Source organism: Streptomyces colwelliae (assembly GCF_048158785.1).
Taxonomy (GTDB): Bacteria; Actinomycetota; Actinomycetes; order Streptomycetales; family Streptomycetaceae; genus Streptomyces.
Genome location: NZ_JBLTJC010000426.1, coordinates 1 through 8,151, shown reverse-complemented (window position 1 = coordinate 8,151; position 8,151 = coordinate 1). Strand labels below are relative to the sequence as shown.

General features: G+C 69.9%; 8 protein-coding genes. All 8 read right to left on the bottom strand.

What is annotated here, in order from left to right; translation table 11 throughout:
• A partial coding sequence (locus tag ACNFOC_RS46445; protein WP_416965034.1) for an acyclic terpene utilization AtuA family protein occupies positions 1-863 on the bottom strand: 863 nt, incomplete at its 3' end.
• Positions 860-1,654 (bottom strand): TIGR03084 family metal-binding protein, encoded by a 795-nt coding sequence (locus ACNFOC_RS46440; RefSeq protein ID WP_416965033.1) that lies wholly within the window; start codon positions 1,652-1,654, stop codon positions 860-862. The genes ACNFOC_RS46445 and ACNFOC_RS46440, both read right to left, overlap by 4 nt.
• A 125-nt stretch (positions 1,655-1,779) precedes the next feature.
• Positions 1,780-2,772 carry an EamA family transporter gene (locus ACNFOC_RS46435; RefSeq protein WP_416965032.1) on the bottom strand — a complete coding sequence of 331 codons (993 nt, stop codon included), beginning with the start codon at positions 2,770-2,772 and terminating at the stop codon, positions 1,780-1,782.
• 81 nt (positions 2,773-2,853) lie between these two features.
• Positions 2,854-4,926, bottom strand: a complete 2,073-nt coding sequence (locus ACNFOC_RS46430) for an ABC transporter ATP-binding protein (RefSeq protein ID WP_416965031.1) — start codon at positions 4,924-4,926, stop codon at positions 2,854-2,856.
• A 104-nt stretch (positions 4,927-5,030) separates the two neighbouring features.
• Positions 5,031-5,162 carry a hypothetical protein gene (locus ACNFOC_RS46425; RefSeq protein ID WP_267953885.1) on the bottom strand — a complete coding sequence of 44 codons (132 nt, stop codon included), beginning with the start codon at positions 5,160-5,162 and terminating at the stop codon, positions 5,031-5,033.
• 247 nt (positions 5,163-5,409) lie between these two features.
• Positions 5,410-6,534: a lipid II:glycine glycyltransferase FemX gene (locus ACNFOC_RS46420; RefSeq protein WP_416965030.1), complete on the bottom strand. Its 1,125-nt coding sequence runs from the start codon at positions 6,532-6,534 to the stop codon at positions 5,410-5,412.
• Between the two features lie 53 nt (positions 6,535-6,587).
• Positions 6,588-7,349 carry a metallophosphoesterase family protein gene (locus ACNFOC_RS46415; protein WP_416965029.1) on the bottom strand — a complete coding sequence of 254 codons (762 nt, stop codon included), beginning with the start codon at positions 7,347-7,349 and terminating at the stop codon, positions 6,588-6,590.
• A partial coding sequence (locus tag ACNFOC_RS46410; RefSeq protein ID WP_416965028.1) for a (Fe-S)-binding protein occupies positions 7,346-8,151 on the bottom strand: 806 nt, incomplete at its 5' end. The genes ACNFOC_RS46415 and ACNFOC_RS46410, both read right to left, overlap by 4 nt.

The following is an 8,151-nucleotide window of genomic DNA, read 5'->3' as shown; positions in this document are numbered from 1 at the left end:
GTCCCGCCCCCGGTCCTGTGCCCGTTCCCGTCCCCGTTCCCGTCCTCGCTGAGCCGGAGGGTGTCGAGGCGGGCGGTGACATCGGGCCCGGCGTAGCGCGCGCCGTGCGTCTCGTACAGGAGCTGCGCGGTGACGGTACCGACGTCCACCACGCCCCCGGTGCCGGGGTGCTTGGTGATGACGCAGGACCCGTCCTCATGAATCTCGGCGAGCGGAAACCCGGGCCGGCGAAGCTGCTCCGGCGCGTGCTCGGTGAAGAAGGCGTAGTTGCCACCGGTCGCCTGGGTCCCGCACTCCAGCACATGTCCGGCGACCACAGCCCCCGCGAGCCGGTCGTAGTCGCCGGCCCCCCACCCGAAGTGAGCGACGGCGGGTCCGGTGACCAGGGCGGCGTCGGTGACCCGTCCGGTGACGACGACATCGGCCCCCGCATCAAGACAAGCGGCGATCCCGAAGCCACCGAGATAGGCATGCGCGGCAAGGACATCCGGATACCGCCCGGCGAGATCGTCCCCTTCGACATGCGCCACCCGTACGGCAATCCCGAGCCGATCGGCCAACTTCCGTACGGCGTCGGCGAGTCCAGCGGGATTGAGCCCCCCGGCGTTGGTGACGATCCGCACCCCACGCTCCTGGGCGAGCCCGAGACACTCCTCCAACTGCTTGAGGAAGGTACGGGCATACCCGGCGCCGGGATCCTTGAGCCGGTCCCGCCCCAGGATGAGCATGGTCAACTCGGCGAGGTAGTCACCGGTGAGGAAGTCCAGTTGACCGCCGGTGAGCATCTCGCGCAGGGCGTCGAACCGGTCGCCGTAGAAGCCGGAGGCGTTGCCTATGCGGAGGGGGGCGACGGTGGAAGTCACTGTCCGGCTCCCTTCGGCGGGCGCCCGGCGCCGGGCGGTCCCGCGAAGGCCTGGGCGATGTCGAGCCACCGATCGGCGTCGGCACCGACCGCCTCCACCGCGAGGTCGGCGCGGTGGGCGCGCCGGGTCACGAGGAGGCAGAAGTCGAGGGCGGGGCCGGTGACACGTTGCGGGGCGCCTTCGGGGCCGTAGGTCCACAACTCACCGGAGGGAGCGCGGAGTTCCACCCGACACTCCTCACTCGGCGGGGTGAGCCCATGCACACCGAAGGCGAAGTCACGTGCACGCACACCGATGCGCACCACATGCCGGAGCCGATCCGTAGGTGGCCGCACCACACCAACCGCGTCGGCGACGTCCTGCCCATGGGCCCAGGTCTCCATAAGCCGGCCGGTAGCCATGGAGGCGGCCGACATGGGTGGGCCGTACCAGGGGAAGCGGGTTCCTGTGGGTGCGGCGTACAGGGCGGCCAGCAGGGCCGTCCGCCCGGCCCGCCAGTCGGCGAGGAGCCGAGCGGGCGTCTTCGCGGCCCCCTCCTGCGCGCCCTCGTCCACGAACGTCTCGGGAGTGGCGAGCGCCTTCTCGACCAGCGCACGGAACGCTTCCTCGTCCGTCACGGCGAGCAGGGCGGAGTGGTCGGTCCAGGCCAGGTGGGCGATCTGGTGGGCGACGGTCCAGCGGGCAGCGGGGGTCTCGAACGCCCAGCCCTCCGGCCTCAACTCGGCCACGAGCCGGTCGAGTTCCTCGCTCTCCTCACGCAGGTCGTCGAACACGCGCGTCGGATCGGACATGGGGGGGAGCATGGCAGGGGCGCCAGAAACAATCAAGCGTGCTTGCATTATTCAAGTCGGAGTGGAGTCCGGGTGGGACGAGTGGCCCAACGGTCACCCGGAGACGCCCTCACCTGCACATTCACCTACACGTCCACTTTCGCCTTCCCCCGCCCCACCTGCGTCCGCACCGCCCCCATACTCGCCGCAACAACCAGCGCGATAGCCATGGCTTCAGGAACGGACAGCGCCTGGTGGAGGATCAGGAAACCCGCTGTCGCGGCCACGGCTGGTTCCAGGCTCATGAGGATGGCGAAGGTGGAGGAGGGGAGGCGGCGCAGGGCCAGGAGTTCGAGGGTGTAGGGAAGGACCGAGGAGAGGACCGCCACCGCGGATCCGAGGGCGATCGTCGTGGGGTTCAGGAGCTTCGTGCCCGACTCCGCGACACCGAGCGGCAGAAACACCACCGCCGCCACGACCATCGCCAGCGCCAACCCATCGGCCTGCGGAAACCGACGCCCCGTACGAGCACTGAAAACGATGTACGTGGCCCACATGGCGCCGGCCCCCAGGGCGAAGGCCACTCCTACGGGGTCCAGGCTGCTGAAGCCTCCGCCGCCGAGGAGGAAGACGCCTGCCAGGGCGAGCCCCGCCCAGACCGCGTTCAGCGCGCGCCGGGAGGTCAGCACAGAGAGAGCCAGCGGACCCAGTACTTCGAGCGTCACCGCCGGTCCCAGGGGAATGCGGGCCAGCGACTGGTAGAAGAGGCCGTTCATCGCGGCCATGGTGACGCCGAAGACGACGACGGTGCCCCAGTCTGCCCGCGAGTGACCCCGCAGGCTCGGGCGACAGATCACGAGGAGAACCACCGCGGCCACCAGCAGCCGTAGCGTCACCACGCCCAGCGCCCCCGCCCTGGGCATCAGCGTCACCGCCAGTGCGCCACCGAACTGCACCGAGATCCCCCCGGCGAGCACCAACCCCACCGGTCCGAGCGAGCCCATGCGGCCAGGGGTGACAGCGACGTTGGCGGTCGGGTCGGCGGCCGGGGTGGCCACGGGGGCGGTGGTCGCGGTGGTCGCGGTGGGCGACGTACTGGGGATGCTCACGGGGCTTCCAGGGCTCGGCTCAGCGCGCATTCGTCCATCACGATGCACTGCTCGGTCCATGGTAATGGACTTCGACAGGTGTGTGAACTCTTTATGCAACTGTCGCTGAACCTAGTCCCGGAACAGGGGCCGCCCGTCGGGGAGGGTGGTGGGCATGGGCCCGAAGAGGGGATCGGAGTACTCCGGATACTCGGTCTGCGGGTAGGTCGGTTGATACGTCGGCTCGTATGTCGGCGTGTGCGTCTGCGGTGCCCAGCTCTCGACGAAGACCGGCGCCGTGGGGTAGGGGTACCCGTAGCCCACACCCGCCGTCGCGCCCTCCGCCACCGCCACCGGAACCCCGACCGGCACCCCGGCCTCCGCGAACGACGGGAGCCTCAACTCCCCGGTGTCCATCACCGCGTTGTTCTGCGAGCGGTGCAACCGTGAGTACGCCCCGCCCAGTGCCATCAGCTCCGCATGCCGTCCCGTCTCCACGATCCGGCCCCGGTCCACGACCAGGATGCGATCGGCGTCGGGAGCGAGGTTGAGGTCATGCGTGATCATGATGGTCGTACGGCCCGCCATCAGTCGGCGTAGGGGCTTCACGACCCGGCGGGCGGCCATCGAGTCCAGCCCGGTGGTCGGTTCGTCGAGGACCAGGACCGGGGCGTCGCGCAGGATCGCGCGGGCGATCGCCAGGCGCTGGAGCTGACCGCCGGACAGGCGGGCCGAGTTGGGGTCGACCTTCGTGTCGTAGCCGTCGGGGAGGCGGAGGATGAACTCGTGGGCGTCGGCAGCGACAGCCGCGTCGATGATCGCCTGCTCGCTCGCGCCCGGCCGGCCGCAGGCGATGTTCGCGCGGACGGTGTCGTGCAGGACCAGGGTCTCCTGCGGGAGCAGGGTCACGTACTCGCGCAGGCGGGCCAGGGGAAGGTCGCGCAGGGGGACGCCGTCGAGGAGGACTTCGCCCGCGTCGGGGTCGTAGAAGCGGAGCAGCATTTTGGAGACGGTGGACTTGCCGGCGCCGCTGGGGCCGGTGACGATCACCAGTTCGCCGGGGTTGACGGTGAAGGAGAGGCCTTCCAGGGCGACTCGGTCGGCGCCGGGGTAGCTGAAGGAGACGTCGCGGAGTTCGACCGTGCCGTCGGGGCGGCCGGTCTCGGAGTCGCGGGCGGGGTCGGCGACGGACGGCCGTACGTCGAGTATCTCGATGAGGCGTTCCGCGCCCGCGGTGGCGGCGGTGATGGTGAGGCCGAGTTGGGCCAGGCCGCGGACGGGCGGGTAGAGGTAGCCCAAGAAGGCGGAGAACGCGAGGAGTTGGCCGAGGGTCATGCGGCCGGTGGAGATCTCCCAGGCGCCGATGCCGATGACGGCGAGCACGCACACGGTCTCGATGACGGCGACGAGTTGCTCGTACGCCTCGTTGAGCCGCGTCGAGCGGACGGAGGCCCGGAACCAGGCGCCGGCCTCCTCGTTCAGGCGCCGGCGTTCGGCGTCGCGGCGGCCGTAGGCCTGGGTGAGGACGATGTTGCCGAGGGACTCCTCGACGACGGAGGTGATCGCGCCGTCGGCGACCCGGCCCTCGCGTGAGACGTCCTTGATGGAGCCGGAGAAGCGGCGGGCCGCCAGCCAGAAGAGGGGCGCGAGGACGAAGGTGGCCGCGGCGAGGTCCCAGCGCAGCCAGAACGCGGCGGCGGCGTAGAAGAGGGCCGAGAAGAGCGCGGAGGCGGTGCCGATGACACCGGACACGACCAGGGTCTCGATCGCCTCGACGTCACCGGTGAGGCGGGACAACAGGTCGCCCTGGCGGTGCCGTTGGAAGAAATGTGGTGGCAACTGCTGTACGTGGTCGAAGACATGCTCGCGCAGTCTCATCACGAAGCGTTCGGTGGCCCAGGCGGCAAGGGAGTTGCCGGCGTACGAGACGAGCGCGCCGACGATCGCGACGCCCAGCCACTTGGCCGCCGGGCTCCAGAACGCGCTCAGCGAGCCCTTCGCGAGGGCGCCGTCGGTGAGGTCGGCGAAGAGGAGGATCGCCTCGGTCTCGGCGAGCGCGCCGATGATCGTGCACACCCAGACGAGGACCAGCCAGCGTCTGAGACCGCGGGTCAGCGGCCAGAAACGACGGAAAGCGGTGCGGGCGGGAATGGTGGGAGTTCCGTAGTCCTCGTCATATTCGAGGTCTTCCTCGTCCGTATCCATGTCCACGATCCCCTTCGCTTTCCGTCATCAGAATTCTTTGGATTTTCGAATTCGGGAAAGAAAAGAGGGCCGACTGCGTGGGTCGGCCCTCTTCTACTGCCGGATCAGCTGTCCTGGCCGGGCAGCGGCTTCGGCAGCGGCTTGGGCTGGTGCTTCTTGCGCGGCTTCGGGGGCGGCGGCGGGAGCTGCTTCGACTGGGGCTTCGGCGAAAGCGGGGCGAGCTTCTTGAGGCTCATTCCGTACTCCTTGGGTTGTGCAGTGGATTGTGCGTCAAAGTCGGGCGTTTTACCGCCCGGGGAATTCCCGACACGGATGAACTTACACGCGCCCGGCGCCAAGGAGCAGCAAATTGAGCAAGCGAACGGCAAGCAGGTGCTGTGAATACCTTTGTGAATCCTGAGTTACGGCGGTGAACCTGAGAGTTCTCTGATAAAGCTGAGAGCAGCCTTAATGAACCTGTGCTTCCGCCTTCAGGCGGGGTCCTCAGCGGCGCGCCATGTAGAGGTCCAGCGCCTTGTGCAGGAGCCGGTTGAGGGGGAAGTCCCACTCCCCGAGGTACTCGACGGCCTCTCCGCCCGCGCCGGCCTTGAAGCGCAGCAGCCCCAGCAGGTGGTTGGACTCCTCCAGGGTGTCGGTGATGCCTCTGAAGTCGTATACGGCGGCGCCGAGTTGGTGGGCGTCGGTCATCATGCGCCACTGCATGGCGTTGTTGGGCTGCACCTCGCGCCGCCGGCTGGTGGAGGCGCCGTAGGAGTACCAGACGTGCTGTCCGACCGTCAGCATCGTGGCCGCGGCGAGGATCTCGCCGTCGTGGTGGGCGAGGTAGAGGCGCATGCGGTCGGGGTGTTCGGCGGTGAGGGCGGTCCACATGCGCTGGAAGTAGGGCAGGGGGCGCGGGATGAAGCGGTCGCGCTCGGCGGTCTCGGCGTACAGCTCGTAGAAGGCGGGGAGTTCGTCGTAGCCGCCCTGGACCACCTTCACGCCGGCCTTCTCGGCCTTCTTGATGTTGCGCCGCCACTGCTGGTTGAGGCCGCGGTGGATGTCGTCCAACGACCGTCCGGCGAACGGCACTTGGAAGACGTATCGCGGTTGTCCGGCCGCGAAGCCCTCCTCTCCCCCGGCTTCGGTCTGCTGCCAGCCCGCGCGGCGCAGGCGGTCGGCGACCTCGTAGGCACGGGGTTCGTACGACGTGGGCTCCGCGTCCCGCAGCCGTCGCGCGTCGGGGTCGGCGATCGCCGCCTTCACCGCGTCCGCGCTCCAGCGCCGTACGACGACGGGCGGGCCCATCTTCACCGTGAACGCGCCCTGCGACCTGAGGTGCGCGAGCATCGGGTCGAGCCAGCGGTCGAGGTCGGCGGCGTGCCAGTCGATGACCGGCCCCTCGGGCAGATAGGCGAGGTACTTCTTGAGTTTGGGCACGGGCCGGTACAGCACGAGCCCGACCCCGACCAACTCCCCGCTCCCCTCGAACCATCCGAGGCTCTCCGCCCGCCAGTCGGGCTTCACCGCGCCCCAGGACGGCACCTGCATATGGCTGGCGGAGGGGCGGGCGGCGATGAACGCGAGGTGTTCGGCGGGGGTGATGGGGCGGAGACGGAGGTCGGTCATACGCGGGGCTCCCTGGCTGTTCGAGACCGTGGTCGAACGGCCAGCCTAGGCAGTCACCCGCGCCCGTCCCGGGGTCCGAAGGTCTCCAGCGCCTCCGTGTCCGACGCCCGCGCGTTGAGGAAGTAGTCCGCCCACTCGGCGATCTCCGGGTAGTCGCACTCGCGGATGAGGCGGGTGATCGCCGTCGGGATGTCGTACGGCGTCACGCGCAGGTCCGTGCCCGGGCCCAGGAGGCACCAGTGGGCGCCGGGGCGGCCGTAGGGCATGCCGATGCTGCCGGGGTTGACGATCAGGCGGCCGTGGGCGAGGCGGATGTACGGCATGTGGGTGTGGCCGCAGACGATCGTGCGGATGTCGTCGTCGAGGCCGGTGAGGACCTCTGTCCAGCGGGCGGGGCGGGAGTCGACCAGGACGACCTCCTCGTCGTCCCGGGGAGTCGCGTGGCAGAAGAGGACCTTGCCCAGGCCGCGGACCGGGAGTGTCAGGGTCTTGGGGAGGGTCTCCAGGAAGTCGATCTGGTCGGCGCGGAGGGCGGTCGCCGCGTAGGGGGCGATCGGGTCGGGGATGTCGTCGCGTTCGCCCCTGCGGTACTCGACGAGTTCGCGGTCCGCGTTGCCCGCGATCCACAACACCCGGTCGGACTGTGCGCGCAACAGGTCGACCACTTCGGCCGGTTGGGGGCCCGCCGTGATGTCGCCGGTGAGGACGATGCGGTCGGCGGTGGTCACCTCCGGTTCGGCGAGGACCGCTTCCAGGGCGGGGAGGACGCCGTGGATGTCGGAGAGGACCGCTACCCGGCCCAGTTCGTCAGTCACTGCCCGTCTGCCTCCAATGCCTCCGCCAGGACCTCCGCGAGGTGCCTTCCCCGCACCCCGGCCAACTGCTCCAGCTGCGTACGGCACGAGAAGCCGTCCGCCAGGACCACCGTGCCCTCCGGTGCCTGCCGTACCGCCGGGAGCAGTTGTTCCTCCGCGCAGGCCGCCGACACCTCGTAGTGGCCCTGCTCGAAGCCGAAGTTGCCCGCCAACCCGCAGCATCCGCCCGCCAGTTCACCCGTCAGGCCGGCCGCCTCGCGCAGGCGGCGGTCGGGGGCGTCGCCCAGTACCGCGTGCTGGTGGCAGTGGGTCTGGCCGACCGCGGGGCGGTTGATGTGGGGTGGGGTCCAGTCGGGGGCCAGGCGTTCCAGGGCTTCGGCGAAGGTGAGGACCGAGGCTGCGAGGCGGAGCGCTCGGGGGTCGTCCGGCAGTAGCTCCGGGAGGTCCGTGCGGAGGGCCGCCGCGCAGCTCGGTTCCAGGACGACGATGGGCACAACCCCCGTGCCCGGGAGCTTGCTCATCTCGTCCAGCGTGCGGCGCATCACCTCGCGGGCGCGGTCGAGTTGGCCCGTCGACACATAGGTCAGCCCGCAGCAGACCGGCTTCCCGATCCTCCTCATCGCCGGCAGGACCGGGAGCACGCCCAGTCCCGCCGCCTCCAGCACCCGTACCGCCGCCTGCCCGACCGCCGGCGAGAGGTGTTCCGTGAACGTGTCCGGCCACAGGAGGACATGACCCCGCGCGGGCGTCTCCACCTCCTCCGCTCCCGCACGCATGCTCCGCCGCGTCGCCGCCCTCACCT